The sequence below is a fragment of the Photobacterium sagamiensis genome (assembly GCF_050337085.1).
In the GTDB taxonomy this organism is placed as follows: Bacteria; Pseudomonadota; Gammaproteobacteria; order Enterobacterales; family Vibrionaceae; genus Photobacterium; species Photobacterium sagamiensis.
Genome location: NZ_JAKJSP010000045.1, coordinates 40,254 through 56,187, shown reverse-complemented (window position 1 = coordinate 56,187; position 15,934 = coordinate 40,254). Strand labels below are relative to the sequence as shown.

Sequence of the window (15,934 nt, the reverse complement as noted above, 5' to 3'; positions counted from 1 at the left end):
CTTAATAACAGTGCTTCTTAGTGAGAGCAGCCACAGCCGCCTTTCTCTTCACCGCCACAGCAACCACCTTCTTCTTTGTGATCGTGACCGTGGTCGTCACCACAGCTACCACCGCCACAACAACCGCCATCCTGGTGGATGTGACCATGCTCGATCTCTTCTTCTGTCGCTGCGCGCATTGCAACAACTTCAGCTGTGAATGTCAGCGTCTGGCCTGCAAGCATGTGGTTACCGTCAACCACAACTTCGTCGCCGTCTACTTCAGTGACTTCTACAGGGATTGGACCCTGATCAGTATCCGCAAGGAAACGCATACCAACAGTAATTTCATCAACACCTTGGAATACGTCTGCTGGTACGCGCTGTACCATTTCATCAACGTGCTCACCGTATGCATCTTCCGGTGCTACAGTCACTTCAAATTTCTCGCCGGCTTCACGACCTTCTAGCGCTTTTTCTAGGCCAACAATCAGATTGCTGTGACCGTGTAGGTAATCAAGTGGTGCATCAGTAGTTGATTGATCAACGACTACGCCTTCTTCAGTTTTAACTTGATATGCCAAACTTACTACGATGTCTTTAACGACTTTCATGTTTACTCCGAAATTTGAGCCAGGTGTTGAGCTAGGTGTTAAGACGGTATAATACCTATCTTGGTACCATGATGCTAATCACAGATGATTTATTCAGGTTTAAAAATGCCAATCACTTGCTGTTTTTTGTCTTTAGCAAGGTGTTCACTTTGCTCTACAGATTGAGGAACGCGGCGGTCTGTATGCTGACATTCAACACACTCGACTATCTCGATATCATTTTCTTTCCACCAGCGTAAGGTGTCTTGTTTCTGACAGGCAGGACACACCGCACCAGCAATAAATCGTTTTTTCATAACCACTTCCATTTGCAAATCCAAACAACTCGGTCTGGATTAATCCCAACCATTATGCCGTTCACGCTCGCCACGCATCTCGCGATCAAAGATTTCTTCCAGCTCTTTACGGGCTTCTTTCGACCGTGATGCCAGATGAACATCTTCCGAGTGCTGTGGCAATAAATCCCGCAACGCTGTAGTGTCAAGTTTACGGAAGTGTGCTTCTGCCCGTTTAGCTTTGTACGGGTGCATGCCTAAAGATATGAGGGTTTGACGGCCTAAATCAAGAGCACTAGTAAATGTTTCACGTGAAAAGTTCTCTACCCCGTGGCTCAGCAACTGGTGTGCCTCGACCCGACTCCGTGCTCGCGCCAGTATTTTCAAATTCGGAAAGTAGTGCTGGCACAGGGTGACGATTTCCATCACCTCGTCAGGCTCATCGGCACAGATAATAATGGCTTCTGCTTTATCGGCTCCGGCTGCACGTAATAAATCCAGCTGGGTGGCATCGCCGTAATACACCTTGTACCCGAATTTACGCAAAAACTGTATTTGGCTAGGATCCCGCTCCAGTACCGTCACCCTGATTTTATTGGCAAACAATAACCGCCCTACCACCTGGCCAAAACGACCAAAGCCGGTAATGATCACTCGCGGCTCACGGTCAATAACATCGGTTTCCAGCGTCTCTTCGTCGGCTTTAAAGGTATGAATAAACCACTTATCTTGCAGCAGCAGTATCAATGGTGTGGTCATCATTGAAATACTGACGACCACCAGCAGAAATGCCGTTAACGATTCCCCCAGCAGCCCCTCTCCTTTTGCAGCAGTAAACAATACAAACGCAAATTCACCGCCCTGGCTGAGTATTGCTGCCATCTGGCTTCGTGACTTGGCACGAATACCAAATAGTCGCGCAAGGCCATAAAGTAACAAGCCTTTAACGACGATCAGCGCCACCACTGCCGTCAAAATCAGCAACGGAAATTCCAGTAATAAACCGAGATTGACCGCCATGCCGACTGAAATAAAGAACAGGCCCAGTAACAAGCCTTTGAACGGCTCAATCGCAATTTCTAATTCATGCCGATATTCACTCTCGGCCAGTAACACCCCCGCCAGGAATGTGCCAAGTGCCATTGACAGTCCGAGCGACTGCATCCCCAAAGCAATGCCAATCACTAACAGCAGTGCCGCGACATTAAACAGTTCACGTACCCCGCTGAGAACCACCCAGCGAAACAGCGGCCGCAATAAAAAATGACCGCCCACTAATAAGGTGCCGATCCCGCCGATCATCCAGGCAAAATCGAGCCAGCTACCACCACCGCCGCCAGCCAGTACCGGCAAGATAGCCAGCATAGGGATCACTGCAATATCTTGGAATAACAACACCGCAAACCCAGATTGTCCGGTTTCACTGCCATCAAGGTTTTGTTCTTCAATCACCCGTAATGCGATGGCCGTCGATGACAACGCCAGCCCCATACCGACCACCAGCGCATCACGCCAGCTTATCGCAGGCAAAAACAGACTACTAGCCATGACAATAGCCGTGATCACTACGCTGGTCAGCACCACCTGACCGCCGCCGAGACCGAGGATAGGCTTGCGCATCTGCCACAACTTTTTGGGGTTTAGCTCTAAACCAATGAGAAACAACAGCAGCACAACACCAAACTCAGAGAAATGAAGAATGGCATCAACATCGGTGATCAGGCTTAGCCCCCACGGACCAATTGCAATGCCCGCCAGCAAGTAACCCAAAACCGATCCCAGGCCTAAGCGCTGGGCAATCGGCACCGCAACGACAGCCGCCGCTAGAAAAACCACACTGACTGACAACACATCATTCGCCATGAATATTCCCTTTCTGCGTTGTATAAGCCGGTGTACCTTGCTCGCTGCCTGCAAAAGGATGCTCCAGCCAGGATCGGTAATCCAGCGCATATTGCTGACGTTCGCTAACGGGGATCCGTCGTGCCCAGTGCAGCACCAAAGGCTCGATCCAGTTCATTTGGCACAAATCAGCGGTTAACTCGAAAGGCTTAAGAATTTCAGCAATACTGCACCGGTTATAACCATCCGGGGTATACGCTTCTGCCGCTCCTCCGGTGGTGACAACCGAACGCCAGAATTTACCTTTGGTCGATACCCCTTCACCGTGGGCATAACCTTTGCTCAATACCACATCAATCCATTCTTTGAGCAACGCCGGGCATGAATACATATAGAGGGGATGTTGAAAAACGATGATATCGTGTTGTTCAATGAGTCGCTGCTCCTGCCCGACATCAATAAAAAAATCAGGATAAGCACCATAAAGATCATGAATGGTGACATGGGGTAAGTCGGCAATACTTGCCAGCATCTCCCGGTTAGCAACCGACTCTTGCGGATCCGGGTGAGCGAATATCACCAGAATTTTAAGCTGGCCTTGTGTGGTCATATCTTTCCTTACACCCTCTTTCTGGCAATCCCTTCCGGTATAACATTACCTTAACATTTATACACATCATACATAATTGTTACTCATGCGGATCATCTGAATCCAAAGTCATAACCGCTTCTTTCTTAATCATGCCGCATAATTATCACTGCGTTAGCAGTCAGTGGCGGTTTGGTATAGACTGCCGCTCATTTCGTGCACTTTATTTTGCGGAGCGGGGCTACCCCCGACACTATCGATGATTACCTTTTCGGACATGCAACTTTTACGAGGCGGTAAAGTCCTTCTCGATAACGCCACTGCTACTATTCATCCCGGTGACAAAGTCGGGCTAGTCGGTAAAAACGGCTGTGGCAAATCTACCTTATTTGCTTTATTAAAAAATGAATTGAGTCTAGATGCCGGTAATTGCCAATTCCCGTCTAACTGGGAATTAGCTTGGGTAGCACAGGAAACACCGGCACTTGAACGCAATGCGATTGACTATGTGATTGATGGTGACCGTGAATACCGTCGACTTGAGCGTGAGTTAGCAGCCGCTGAAGAGGGCAATAACGGCATTAAAGTCGCCGAACTGCATGCCAAATTAGATACCATTGGTGGTTACACAATCAATGCTCGCGCTTCTGAGTTGCTCGATGGCCTTGGGTTTTCCCAAGAACAAATGCAATGGCACCTGACCCAGTTTTCAGGTGGTTGGCGTATGCGCTTGAACCTAGCTCAAGCACTGTTATGCCGCTCCGATCTACTCCTGCTCGATGAACCGACTAACCACTTAGATCTCGATGCCGTTCTGTGGCTAGAAAAATGGCTACAGAGCTACCGTGGCACCTTAGTGCTGATTTCTCATGACCGTGATTTTCTTGACCCTGTAGTTAATCGCATTATTCATGTAGAGAACCACACGCTAAACAGCTACACCGGTAACTATTCATCGTTTGAAGTACAACGCGCAGAAAAGCTGGTGCTGCAGCAAGCCATGTATCAGAAACAGCAGAAGCAAGTTTCTCACATGCAATCGTATATTGACCGCTTCCGTTACAAAGCGAGCAAAGCGCGCCAAGCACAAAGCCGAATTAAAGCGCTCGACCGAATGGAAAAAGTGTTGCCTGCTCAGCTTGATAACCCATTCCTGTTTGAATTCCGAGAGCCACAAGCGTTACCGAATCCGATCTTGATGATGGACCAAGTCGCTGCGGGTTATAGCAACAACCTCATCTTAGAAAAGATCCGCCTGAACCTGGTACCAGGTAGCCGTATTGGCTTATTAGGACGTAACGGTGCCGGCAAATCGACCCTGATCAAGCTGTTATCGGGTGAGCTTCCAGCACAAGCTGGCGATTTAACCTACTCGCAAGGCGTGAAGATCGGTTATTTTGCTCAGCACCAACTAGAAACCTTGCGCCTTGACGATACGCCGTTGCAGCATTTAGCACGACTTGCCCCACAATCAACCGAGCAGCAGCTTCGCGATTACCTTGGTAGCTTTGGATTCAACGGTGAAAAAGCCCTTGATAAAGTTGGGCCATTTTCTGGCGGTGAGAAAGCCCGATTAGTATTAGCACTGCTGGTATGGCAACGTCCTAACTTATTGTTACTCGATGAGCCGACTAACCACCTTGATTTAGATATGCGCCAAGCCTTAACGTTTGCGCTGCAATCTTATGAAGGCGCGATGGTTATCGTAAGTCACGACCGTTACCTGTTACGCGCAACAACGGATGATCTGTATCTTGTTCACGATCGCCAAGTGACGCCATTTGATGGTGATCTATCGGATTACCATAAATGGTTAACCGAGCAGCAGCGTAATGAGCGACGAGAATTACAAGCCGCTAAACCTGATGTCACCAAAGAAAACAGTGCTTCATCGCGTAAAGAGCAAAAACGATTAGAAGCCGAGTTACGTAAGCAAACCGCACCACTGCGCAAAAAAATCACCCAACTTGATAAGCAGATGGAAAAGCTCAGTGCCGATATTGCCGACGCGGAAGAGAAGCTATCTGACTCCACTATCTATGAAGCAGACAATAAAGCCCTACTGCACGAACAACTCAAACGTCAGGGTGATGCTAAATCAACATTAGAAGATGTTGAGATGGAGTGGATGGATCTACAAGAGCAAGTGGAAGCGATGGAGCAGGAATTTACTATTGGTGATCTTTAAGCCCGGTTATCAACAATTTGGTCTCCGAAAGCCTGGTTATCTAAAGCAATGACCTCTGAGTCATTACGCTTTTATCACCAGGATTTCTGGCAGTTCAGCCTGAGCCATTATGCTCAGGCTGACAACTTGATGAAGCGGGATACAAGCAGTTACTGGCGTTCGAACTGAAACTGGAAAAAAGCCAGCAGCAGGAGCTTATTACGCAGCTCAACCTCTGTTCACTGCAACATACGCCTCACCATGGCACCACCAATAACTTAAAAAGATATTGTGAACAGCTAGGCGCGAGCCAGTTGATCCCTCAGCTGACGGCAACCACTTAGAACCTAGAACCTAGAACCTAGAACCTAGAGTCTAGAGTCTAGGACCCGTGAATTACCAAATCATCACCACACAACCCGCCGTCAACACGCCCATCACCGAATTAAAAATCCGCCGAGTTTTCACGCTGTTGAGCCAGCGACCAATGAAGGTGCCAAAGCTGGTCCATATTGAGACACTCGGAAAACAGATCAGGAAAAAAATCACCGCAATCAGACCGGCAGACTGCCAGTATTGCTCGCCCGCCAGCGTAAAGGTACTGATCCCTGTAACCGACATCATCCATGCCTTGGGGTTCACATACTGGAACATTGCCGCCTCCATAAAGCTCATCGGCTCAGCGTCTTTCTGATCGGTTCGGATAGCGGCTGTCGCAGAGGCTATTTTCCACGCCAGATAGAGCAGGTAAGCACTACCCACCCAGCGGAGTAATTCATGCAGCAGCGGAAAACGGGTAAACATTACCCCCAAGCCGGCCGCGACCAATATAATCATCGAAACCAGGCCCGCCCCAATGCCCATCATATGCGGTAACGTGCGCCAGTAGCCAAAGTTCGCACCCGATGCGGTGAGCATCAGGTTATTCGGTCCGGGAGTACCTGTCATGGTTGCAGCAAACGCCGCTAAAGACAGAATGAATTGCCATTCCAGCATAACTGTTATTGTCCTTATTGATGCCCAAGCAAATTGTATCGGTACAATTTACTTATTAGTTTGTAATTCGATCATTTTATGCGCACAATTAACCCTACCAGCTGGTTTAACTGTGATCAAAAGGTTTATTGTCACCATGACAATTATGAAAATTGTATTAACACCAAGTAATTCTGATAGTAAGGCGGCTCCTATCTACCGGCAGATTGCCGATGCGATAGCCCGTCACATCAAATCAGGACAACTCAAGCCGGGCTGCAAACTGCCTACCCACAGAGCACTCGCCGACCAATTGGGCGTGACCGTCGGCACCATTACCCGGGGCTATGCCGAAGCCGAGCGACGCGGACAGGTTGAAGCCAGAGTGGGAGCCGGTACTTATGTCTGCCAGGCGGATCAGCCTAGCTGGGTCTATAACTATTCCGAGCAGGAAGAAGAGGAATGCAATTTCGGTTACAACATTCCCCCTCGAATCGATCGTTCTGGCATGCTCAAGCAAGCAATGGAGAACATTGCCCGTCACCCTGATCAGTTGAATCAGATGATGCTGTATCAGGATCCCCAAGGCTTAGCGACACACCGCCAAATCGTCGGTGATTGGTTGCAACAAAAAGGGGTGGCTCTCGATCCGCAGCGCATGCACTTCACCTCCGGCGGGCAGCATGCTGCGCAATTGGTATTGTCCGCATTCTGTCGCAGCGGTGATACTGTACTGGTTGAGCAGGTCTCCTATCCCGGTTTTCTCAGTCTGGCCCGTCAGCAGCAAATATCGGTCAAACCTGTTGAAATGGATCAGGAAGGGATTCTTCCGGCCAGCCTGGAAGCGGCCTGCCGTCAATATCAGCCACGCATGATCTACAGCACCCCCACCCTGCAGAACCCGACCACGGTGACAATGGGCGAGCAACGACGCAAGGAAGTGCTGGCAGTTTGCCGCCAGTATCAGGTGTTATTTATTGAAGATGATGTCAACGGCTTACTGCCGGAACAACGCCCGACGCCAATGGTGAACCTGGATCCTGAGCAGGTGATCCATATTGGCGGTCTGTCGAAATGTCTGGCTCCGGGGCTTAGGTTAGGTTACATCCAGGTGCCGACAAGGTTGCAAAAGCGCCTTAATGCTGCCCTGCATAATCATAGCCTGATGATCAGCCCGTTATTGACTGGCCTGGCTTGCGAGCTCATCACTAACGGCGATGCTGACCGAATACTGAGTCAGATCCGTGGTGATATTTATCAGCGCCAGCAGCTGGTATCGCAGTATTTGGGTAACTTCAATATTCAACATCGCAATGACAGCTTCCATGTCTGGCTGACACTGCCAGACTATTGGTTACTGAGCGACTTTGTTAAGGCGGCTGAAGATCTGGGCGTCGTGGTGAAATCCGCCGAATTGTTTGCCCCGCCGGGGAGCACCATACCTCCGGCAGTACGTTTAGCCGTCAGCGCCCCGTTCAGTCACCATAAACTGGAACAAGGCTTGCGAATACTTGCTGAATTGTTAGAGAAAGATCCGATAAATGATTTTCCCCTATAATGCCTGTGTAGTGCCGGACTAAAGTAACAAGCATAAGTTGAAAATATCACTTCAAACATGAGTGGAACCATGATGCCTTTTAAGCCAGCGAACGGGCTGCGCAACGCCCATTTACAAACCCTGCTCCCGCGGTTTATCCGCCGCAAGCCTCTGTTCACGCCGGTGATTCAGCGCATTGAGACGCCTGACGGCGATTTCCTCGATCTGGCCTGGACAGCAGCTCCCGCTGAGCATCCACGTGATAAACCGCTAATGATTCTGTTCCACGGCTTAGAAGGCAGTTTTAACAGCCCCTATGCCAATGGCTTGCTCCATGCCGCCAGAGAACAAGGCTGGCTTGGGGTAATGATGCATTTTCGCGGTTGCAGTGGAGAGATCAACCGTCAGGCCCGCGGTTACCACTCGGGAGAAACCAGTGATGCCAGATTCTTTATTGACTGGCTGAAACAGCAATTTCCCGATGCACCCTTGTATGCTGTCGGGGTCTCGCTCGGCGGTAACATGCTGGTTAACTACTTGGCGGAAACCGGGGATGAGTCTGGATTAACCGCTGCGCAGGTGATTTCACCACCGTTGGATTTAGAAGCTTGCTCAGTGCGAATCCAACAAGGGTTTTCCAGGATCTATCAACAGTACCTGCTTAATTCACTGAAAAACACCTTAGCCAAGAAAATTACTGCCTTGCCTGATGCAATGCCCGTGGCATCAGAGCAAGTACAGCACATTCAGTCATTGTGGCAGTTTGACGATCAGGTTACCGCTCCCCTGCATGGTTTTAAAGATGCCGCCGACTACTACCAACAATGTAGCGGACTCAGTAAGCTCCATCAGGTCAAAATTCCATTGCGGATCATTCATGCGAAAGACGACCCTTTCATGACGCAACGAGTGATTCCCCTGCAACCATTGCCTGCAAATATTGATTATCACTTAACGGCGAATGGCGGTCATGTCGGATTTGTCTCCGGATCCTGGCGCAATCCTGATTTCTGGTTGGAAAAGACGGTACCGGAATGGTTTAAGAAGTTGCCAGATCCTAGAGACTAGATTCGAGTCACAAGTGTGGTCCTGTGGTCCTGTGGTCCTGTGGTCCTGTGGTCCTGTGGTCCTGCAAGCAGGCTCTCCGAGCCATAGTTGGGAGTCAAGCTGTGGCTCTTTCTCGAAACTCGAACCTAGTTACTCGAAACTGTTTATCCATAGGGCCTCAGGGCCATAGTACCGCTCTACAATCTATGAAATTAACAATATAATCAGCACCCCACTAGAAAACAGATACAGTAACTATGATTATTCCCTGGCAAGATATCGACTCTGACACCCTAGACAATCTGATTGAACACTTTGTGCTGCGCGAAGGTACTGACTATGGTGAGACCGAACTCAACATGGAACACAAGGTACAATATGTCCGAAAGCAGCTTGAATCAGGTGATGCAGTGATCGTATTTTCTGAACTGCATAAATCTGTTGATATTAAACTCCGCAGAGATCTCAATTAACGGATATCTCCCGATCAAAAACCAACTTATCCTTGACCCTGGCGCAACACCCTGTTAATAACTTTCATCGTTAACATTAACGACAGGGTATGTCATGTCTGCAAAACATCCGATTATTGCAGTAACAGGGTCTTCTGGTGCCGGCACCTCCACCACTTCAGAAGCATTTCGCAAAATGTTCAATATGATGAACTTCAATGCCGCCTGGCTGGAGGGGGATAGCTTCCATCGCTTTACCCGACCGGAAATGGATGTTGAAATTCGTAAAGCCAAAGAGCAAGGCCGCCATGTCAGCTATTTTGGTCCGCAAGCTAACGACTTTGCCCAACTGGAAACTTTTTTCCGCCAATATGGTGACGATGGCAGTGGTCAATTCCGCCGCTACCTGCATACTTTTGACGAAGCGGTCCCCTATAACCAGATGCCGGGTTCATTCACGCCATGGCAGGAACTACCTGAAAATACGGATGTGCTCTTTTACGAAGGGTTACATGGCGGTGTTGTTGATGGTGAGATCAATGCCGCACAACACGTCGATTTGCTGATTGGTATGGTGCCGATTGTGAACCTGGAATGGATACAGAAGATCGTCCGCGACACGCGTGATCGCGGCCACTCCCGGGAAGCGGTCATGGAGTCTATCGTCCGCTCGATGGACGATTACCTCAATTATATTACGCCGCAATTTTCGCGCACCCATATCAACTTCCAACGGGTGCCGACCGTCGATACATCCAACCCATTCAGTGCCAAAGGCATTCCGAGTCTGGATGAAAGCTTTGTGGTTATCCGCTTCCGCGGAATTAAAAATGTCGATTTTCCGTATCTGCTATCAATGATCCAGGGCTCGTTTATGTCTCGCCATAACACCCTGGTGGTACCGGGCGGAAAAATGAGCTTTGCGATGGAGCTGATCATGCGACCGCTGATCCAGAAGTTAGTCGAAACCGGAAAGATAGGATAAACCCGACGCGAGAGGTGAGTGGCGAGTAACGAGATGCGTGCTTCTCGTTACCCGACACTATATTAGGGTCTTAATACCTACGGTGGTCCTGTGGTCCTGTGGTCCTGTGGTCCTGTAAGCAGGCTCTCCGAGCCATAGTTGGGGGTCAAGCTGTGGCTCTTTCTCGAAACTCGAACCTAATTACTCGAAACTGTTTATCCTTAGGTCCTCAGGGCCATAGCACCGCTTTTCTCGATACCCGGCTCTCGTCACGCGAAACCTAGGCTTTAACTATCTCATACGAATGGGTCATTTCGACCCCTTCGCCCAGCATCAGGCATACTGAGCAATATTTCTGCAGTGAATCTGCAACAACACTGGCAACCCGAGCCTCATCCAGATCATGGCCTGTGACCACAAAATGCAGGTTAGCCGAGGTAAAAATACGCGGTGACTGTTCACGGCGAACAGAAGAAATCTGCGCCTCACAGCCGGCAATGTTCTGGCCAGCTGATTGCAAACCGTCGACAACATCAACTGAGCTACAGCCACCAGCAGCCATCAATACCATTTCCATCGGACTTGGTGCTTTTTCGCCCCCATTGCCATCCATGACGACACTGTGACCAGAATCTGACTGTCCCAGAAAGGTCATTCCTTCTACCCATTTCACTCGTGATTGCATTGCTTTCTCCTTACTTCAAACAGGGTAATTCTGCATTAACTAACAACTGTGTGATCATGTGCACACTTATGAGTACCAAATGGCCATTTCAGGTAGATCAATATCAAGAAAAAGACGCGGAAAAAAGATAAACTCTCAAGTAAATATTCAAGTGAACTTGCAGCCTAGCGGCTGAATGAATATCCTAATCAGCGAACAATTCTATTGTTAGGCCCAGCCTTGAATTATATGGATGTCGTTGTTGGGCAACAAACGCAGAGGAAGTTAGTAATATGGTTCCAGGTAAACCTCAAACAGATCCAACTCTAGAGTGGTTTCTTTCCCATTGCCACATTCACAAATATCCGTCAAAGAGTACTTTGATCCATGCGGGAGAGAAAGCAGAAACTCTCTACTACATTGTGAAAGGTTCTGTTGCCGTATTGATCAAGGATGAAGAAGGCAAAGAAATGATCCTGTCTTACCTTAACCAAGGTGACTTCATCGGTGAGCTAGGCTTATTTGAAGAAGAGCAGGAACGTACTGCATGGGTACGTGCCAAGAGTCCTTGTGAAGTGGCAGAAATTTCTTTCAAAAAATTCCGTCAGCTTATTCAGGTCAACCCTGATATTCTGATGCGTCTTTCTGCACAGATGGCCAACCGTTTGCAAATCACTAGCCAGAAAGTAGGCGATCTTGCATTCCTTGATGTAACAGGCCGTATTGCACAGACATTGCTAAACCTTGCAAAACAACCTGATGCAATGACTCACCCAGACGGTATGCAAATTAAGATCACCCGTCAGGAAATCGGTCAGATTGTGGGCTGTTCGCGTGAGACGGTAGGTCGTATCCTTAAGATGCTGGAAGAGCAGAATCTGATTTCTGCCCACGGCAAAACTATCGTGGTTTACGGTACTCGCTAACCGACCAACGACTTCGATTAATAAAAAGCCGCTTAATGCGGCTTTTTTTGTAACTGCGAAACATATCACTATCACCAAAAAGCATAAAAAGATCTCAAAACGTATATTCTGCCGTAACCGTCACTGTTTATTCACTTGCCAACAGCAATACCAATGCTACATTATGCATATCTAATATTTATGAGAGGTCTTGATATGGATATCGAACGCTTTTCTCCACATACCCTGGTTCCCGCTACGGCTGTCATTGCAGCCTTACCCGCGACCATTGAAATGACTGGTTTTAGCGATCCTCGTCATTACCTTGAGCAACAAACCCTGTTCAGCCAGCGTCAACGCACCGTGCATGGTAATGAGCTATGGAGCCCTACTTTAGATTGCCACCAAGCAAACCAATAATTGAAACGAAAACAGCGGCCAAGGCCGCTGTTTTATCACTGTTTCCTACTCTTACTAACTCGTACTTTCGAAGATCTTATCCGCCGACGCTTCAACAAACCCACGGTACAGTTCACCATCCGTCTGAGGATAGCGCTTAGCAAACTCGTAGAAGCCGCCAGGGATTATTTTCTCACCATCAAGAAAGCCCACCGCCACCTTGTCAGCCATAGTGGCAGACTGCTCCAGCATCACCTCTGGACTCCCTTTCACCTCACCGCCAGACTCATTAATCGCAAAACCATTGTGACGCAGCAGATGGTTCACTTCATGGATCTCAGTGAACTGCTCCAGCTGATTAATACTGACGGTAAAATGATTGGCCCCAAAGCCATGCGCAGCAACCCAGCCGGCATACTCGCTTTCTGCCGATAACATCTCATACGTCGCCGAATCGATATCCCACAAACGTCCACAGCAAACAAACTCAGGTTCATGAATTGCCTGCTCCGGCACCTGATCAACCAGTTCGCGTACCGTTTCCTGTAACAGCGAAGAACACTGCCCCACCATCAGTTCACTGATAAATACTTTCGGTGCTAACGGGTTCGGATGCTCAAAATGCTCTGCATACAGCTTTTTTGCTTCAAAATGATACCTACCACATGGCTTATAGCCAATTGCAATAAATGGGGCTGCCAGCTTATCCAGCCCCACTTTCGGTAAATTGAAGGTACGCAGTGCGATGTGATCATTGAGCAAGGGTTCATCTTCGGTTAACAGTGCATGAACCTGAGCCGCAGACGGACAAAGACGTTGTATATAGTCTTGCCACAGGGCATTAAATAATTGCTCCACTCTTTCCATGATGAATATTTCCCCTTGCTGATAATGATTGCCGTAGTCGACGTATACCGGTGCTTACAACTGCACCCCAGGTGACAGCTGGGCTGGCAGCTCAGTTTGTTCACCTTCCATCGATGCCATAGGGTAAGCACAATAGTCTGCGGCATAATAAGCGCTTGGGCGTAAGTTGCCTGATGCTCCAGGCCCGCCAAACGGGGCATCACCGCTGGCTCCAGTCAACTGACGGTTGCGGTTCACAATACCGGCACGGATATGATCAATAAAATATTGCCATTCCGCATCATCGGTAGAAATCAGGCCAGCTGACAAACCATAGCGAGTATCATTCGCCATCGCGACGGCCTGAGGCAGATCCTGATAACGGACAACCTGAAGCAATGGGCCAAAGTATTCTTCATCTGGCAGCTCAGCAACTTGGCTCACTTCAATAATAGCAGGCGTGACTACCGCCCCCTGGCCACGTTTCGCTTCAAGTAATAGCTCTGCGCCTAAACTCACCAGATTTGCTTGCGCGGCAATGATGCCGTCAGCCGCGCGTTCAGAAATTTGCGGCCCCATAAACGGTTGCGGTTCAGCAAATGGCCCATCAATTTTTAGCTGACCTGTCGCTTTAACCAGACGGTTCAGAATCGCGTCACCTTCCGGCCCCTGCGGTAAATACAGGCGGCGAGCACACGTACAGCGCTGGCCTGCACTGATAAAGGCTGACTGAATAATAGTGTAGACCGTCGCATCAAGCTCGCCATAGGCTTTCGAGATCACCATCGGGTTATTGCCACCCATCTCCAGCGCCAGCATCTTGCCTGGCTGTCCGGCAAACTGACGGTGCAGGATGTGGCCGGTATTGGCACTACCGGTAAACAGCAAACCATCAATCCCTTTCGAGCTCGCAAGTGCTTCACCTGTCGGACGCGCACCCTGAACCATATTCAACACACCTTCAGGTAAGCCAGCTTGTTGCCACAGCTTCATGGTTTCTTCTGCCACTTTTGGTGTCAGATCTGAAGGCTTAAAGACCACGGTATTGCCAGATAGCAGGGCCGGCACAATATGACCGTTGGGTAAATGGCCGGGGAAGTTATATGGGCCAAATACCGCCATGACGCCCAGCGGGCGGTGGCGCAAGACTGCCGCAGTACCTGCGATATCTTTTTGCCTTTCACCGGTTCGCTCATGGTAAGCGCGCAGTGAAATAGCTATTTTACCGACCATTGCACCGGCTTCCGTTCGGGTTTCCCACAACGGCTTACCGGTCTCTTCAGCAATAGTACGGGCAATATGCTCACTGTGTTCTTTCACCAGTTCAGCAAATTTTTCCACAATAGCCTGGCGCTCGGCTAGATCTGTTTTGCGCCAGTCCACCAGGGCTTCACGGGCACTGGTCACGGCCTGTTCAACTTGTTCCTGGGTAGCAGCCAGCCCTTGCCAAATCACTTCGCCACTAAAAGGGTTCAGTGACTGCATCTGTTCACCCTGCCCCGCCAACCAGTTTCCAGCAATCCATTGAGTCATGATGTTCTCCTTTCTCTGCCCGTTGTTTACTGGGCGATCAACCGTACCGAATCGCCATTCTTAACCTGTAATGCTGCCGCCATTTCCGGCGTGATCAGCGCTACATTACGTTCACCATCGACCGCGACCTTGCCGACAGCTGCCCGGAAGTTCGCAAAGGAAGTATTACTCACCAAATAGTCATGCGAACCGTTGTGTTCGTCGATTTCGACAGTGCAACGCTTCGAATGGCGTACCGATTCAATGTTGCGCACATCACACTCAACCGTCGGGCCAGCATCAAAAATATCGACATAACCACGACAGCAGAAACCCTCGTTTTCCAGCAAACGCAGTGCCGGGCGGGTTTTCTCATGTACCTGACCAATCACCGCTTGTGCTTCCGGGCTCAGCAGATTGACGTAAATTGGCAACTTAGGCATCAAGTCGGCGATAAAGCCTTTTGCCCCAATACCAGTCAGGTAATCAGCATGGACAAAATCGATGGAGAAAAAATGCTCTCTCAGCCATTCCCAGAAAGGCGAGTGGCCCTCTTCATCGGACACCCCGCGCATTTCCGCCAGCACGGTTTCAGAAAAACGGTGTTTGTGCTCAGCCAACATTAAAAACCGGCACTTTGATAACAGGCGGCCATTCAAACCATGGCGCCATTCCGGCCGTAAGAACAACGTACATAACTCACTGTTACCCGTGTAGTTATTGCCAAAAGTCAGTACTTTCACCACATTGTGCACACCAAGGCGGCGTGAAGCATGTACCACAGTGCTGAGGTGGTAGGTATAGAAAGGGGTATCTAAGCCAATTGCGGCCTCTATTGCCGTGGTCCCTGCAATTTCACCCGTTTCCGTATCTTCAGCAACCATCAGGTAGCCTTCCGTTCCCGGCTCGGTGACCTCTTTGGTAAAGCTCTCTACTGAGTGGGAGATCCTGTTACGCAGAATTTCCTCGTTAACAGGCAGTGAAGTAAAACCATGACCTGATTCTTCTGCACAGCGCATAAGCGCCGGATAATCAGCTTCGGTAATAGGACGAATAACCAGCATCAAATTCCCTCCAGATGCAGGTAGCGACAGGCGTCGCTAACCATATTTATTGTAACTACATCAATTTTTGTAACTACATGACTTGTTGTAACCACCTGAATAG

Annotated in this window: 16 protein-coding genes; 7 read left to right on the top strand and 9 right to left on the bottom strand. The window is 49.2% G+C overall.

What is annotated here, in order from left to right; genetic code table 11:
* Positions 1-17 precede the first annotated feature (17 nt).
* From slyD to kefG, 4 genes are all read right to left on the bottom strand, one after another.
* Complete coding sequence (gene slyD, locus L4D76_RS20465) at positions 18-593, bottom strand: peptidylprolyl isomerase (RefSeq protein WP_428442725.1); 576 nt, start codon at positions 591-593, stop codon at positions 18-20.
* Positions 594-682: 89 nt separating this feature from the next.
* Positions 683-889, bottom strand: a complete 207-nt coding sequence (locus tag L4D76_RS20460) for a YheV family putative zinc ribbon protein (protein WP_107283602.1) — start codon at positions 887-889, stop codon at positions 683-685.
* Between the two features lie 39 nt (positions 890-928).
* Positions 929-2,731: a glutathione-regulated potassium-efflux system protein KefB gene (gene kefB, locus L4D76_RS20455; RefSeq protein WP_428442724.1), complete on the bottom strand. Its 1,803-nt coding sequence runs from the start codon at positions 2,729-2,731 to the stop codon at positions 929-931.
* Positions 2,721-3,320 (bottom strand): glutathione-regulated potassium-efflux system ancillary protein KefG, encoded by a 600-nt coding sequence (gene kefG / locus L4D76_RS20450; protein WP_428442723.1) that lies wholly within the window; start codon positions 3,318-3,320, stop codon positions 2,721-2,723. The genes kefB and kefG overlap by 11 nt, the downstream gene beginning before the upstream one ends.
* A 238-nt stretch (positions 3,321-3,558) precedes the next feature.
* On the opposite strand from kefG, the gene L4D76_RS20445 reads away from it, so the two are divergent.
* Positions 3,559-5,487 carry an ABC transporter ATP-binding protein gene (locus tag L4D76_RS20445; RefSeq protein WP_428442722.1) on the top strand — a complete coding sequence of 643 codons (1,929 nt, stop codon included), beginning with the start codon at positions 3,559-3,561 and terminating at the stop codon, positions 5,485-5,487.
* 375 nt (positions 5,488-5,862) lie between these two features.
* Here L4D76_RS20445 and L4D76_RS20440 read toward each other — a convergent pair whose 3' ends face one another.
* Positions 5,863-6,462 (bottom strand): LysE family translocator, encoded by a 600-nt coding sequence (locus L4D76_RS20440; RefSeq protein WP_428442721.1) that lies wholly within the window; start codon positions 6,460-6,462, stop codon positions 5,863-5,865.
* A 136-nt stretch (positions 6,463-6,598) separates the two neighbouring features.
* Here L4D76_RS20440 and L4D76_RS20435 point away from each other — a divergent pair, with 136 nt between their 5' ends.
* The 4 genes from L4D76_RS20435 (at position 6,599) to L4D76_RS20420 (ending at position 10,462) form a co-directional block, all read left to right on the top strand.
* Complete coding sequence (locus L4D76_RS20435; protein WP_428442720.1) at positions 6,599-7,999, top strand: aminotransferase-like domain-containing protein; 1,401 nt, start codon at positions 6,599-6,601, stop codon at positions 7,997-7,999.
* A gap of 69 nt (positions 8,000-8,068) precedes the next feature.
* The gene (locus L4D76_RS20430; protein ID WP_428442719.1) at positions 8,069-9,046 is read left to right on the top strand and encodes a hydrolase; all 978 of its coding nucleotides are present in this window, start codon (positions 8,069-8,071) and stop codon (positions 9,044-9,046) included.
* Between the two features lie 236 nt (positions 9,047-9,282).
* The gene (locus tag L4D76_RS20425) at positions 9,283-9,498 is read left to right on the top strand and encodes a YheU family protein (protein ID WP_428442718.1); all 216 of its coding nucleotides are present in this window, start codon (positions 9,283-9,285) and stop codon (positions 9,496-9,498) included.
* A 94-nt stretch (positions 9,499-9,592) separates the two neighbouring features.
* Complete coding sequence (locus L4D76_RS20420; protein ID WP_428442717.1) at positions 9,593-10,462, top strand: phosphoribulokinase; 870 nt, start codon at positions 9,593-9,595, stop codon at positions 10,460-10,462.
* A 259-nt stretch (positions 10,463-10,721) separates the two neighbouring features.
* Here the strand turns inward: L4D76_RS20420 and L4D76_RS20415 are convergent, their stop codons facing one another.
* Positions 10,722-11,126, bottom strand: coding sequence for an OsmC family protein (locus tag L4D76_RS20415; protein WP_428442716.1), 405 nt, complete (start codon positions 11,124-11,126; stop codon positions 10,722-10,724).
* Between the two features lie 272 nt (positions 11,127-11,398).
* Here L4D76_RS20415 and crp point away from each other — a divergent pair, with 272 nt between their 5' ends.
* Complete coding sequence (crp, locus tag L4D76_RS20410) at positions 11,399-12,031, top strand: cAMP-activated global transcriptional regulator CRP (protein ID WP_428442715.1); 633 nt, start codon at positions 11,399-11,401, stop codon at positions 12,029-12,031.
* Between the two features lie 195 nt (positions 12,032-12,226).
* Positions 12,227-12,430 carry a hypothetical protein gene (locus L4D76_RS20405; RefSeq protein WP_428442714.1) on the top strand — a complete coding sequence of 68 codons (204 nt, stop codon included), beginning with the start codon at positions 12,227-12,229 and terminating at the stop codon, positions 12,428-12,430.
* A gap of 54 nt (positions 12,431-12,484) precedes the next feature.
* Here the strand turns inward: L4D76_RS20405 and L4D76_RS20400 are convergent, their stop codons facing one another.
* Genes L4D76_RS20400 through astA form a run of 3 tightly spaced genes read right to left on the bottom strand, consistent with a single transcriptional unit; the run spans position 12,485 to position 15,831 of the window.
* Positions 12,485-13,276 carry a DUF1338 domain-containing protein gene (locus L4D76_RS20400; RefSeq protein WP_428442713.1) on the bottom strand — a complete coding sequence of 264 codons (792 nt, stop codon included), beginning with the start codon at positions 13,274-13,276 and terminating at the stop codon, positions 12,485-12,487.
* 54 nt (positions 13,277-13,330) lie between these two features.
* Positions 13,331-14,788: a succinylglutamate-semialdehyde dehydrogenase gene (astD, locus tag L4D76_RS20395; protein WP_428442712.1), complete on the bottom strand. Its 1,458-nt coding sequence runs from the start codon at positions 14,786-14,788 to the stop codon at positions 13,331-13,333.
* Between the two features lie 26 nt (positions 14,789-14,814).
* A complete protein-coding gene (gene astA, locus L4D76_RS20390) occupies positions 14,815-15,831 on the bottom strand; it encodes an arginine N-succinyltransferase (protein WP_428442711.1) in 1,017 nt (338 codons plus the stop codon).
* Between the last annotated feature and the right edge of the window lie 103 nt (positions 15,832-15,934).